We start from the raw sequence: 418 nt of genomic DNA on the forward strand, positions 1-418 counted from the left end.
CATCAGGAACGCAGCCTCGCTCAGGCCCGTGCCCGCGATCTGGTGGGTGACCGTGTCGTTGCGCACCGCCGCGTTGGACAGCAGCACCCACAGGTTGCCAATGGTGGTGGTCAGGTTCCAGAAGCTCATCACCACGCCCTTCATCGCCTGCGGTGCCTGGCTGTAGGCGAACTCCAGGCCGGTGGCCGAGACCAGCACCTCACCGAAGGTCAGCAGCGCGTACGGCAGCATCTGCCAGAAGATCGACATGGCGTTGCCGCCGTCCATCACCACCTGGATGCCACCCACCACGATCCAGGCCAGGCCACTGAAGGCGATGCCGGCGGTCATGCGGCGCAGCGCGGTCGGTTCGAAGCCGAAGCGGCGCAGGGCCGGATACAGCACCAGGTTGTTGAACGGAATCAGGATCATCACCAGC

Annotated in this window: 1 protein-coding gene; it reads right to left on the minus strand. The window is 65.3% G+C overall.

Going from position 1 to position 418, the window contains the following annotated elements; genetic code table 11:
- Positions 1 to 418: hypothetical protein (locus tag I6F36_RS39090; protein WP_225173303.1), on the minus strand; the 418-nt coding region annotated here is incomplete at both ends.

It is taken from the genome of Bradyrhizobium sp. BRP19, from assembly GCF_020194195.1.
Taxonomy (GTDB): domain Bacteria; phylum Pseudomonadota; class Alphaproteobacteria; order Rhizobiales; family Xanthobacteraceae; genus Bradyrhizobium; species Bradyrhizobium yuanmingense.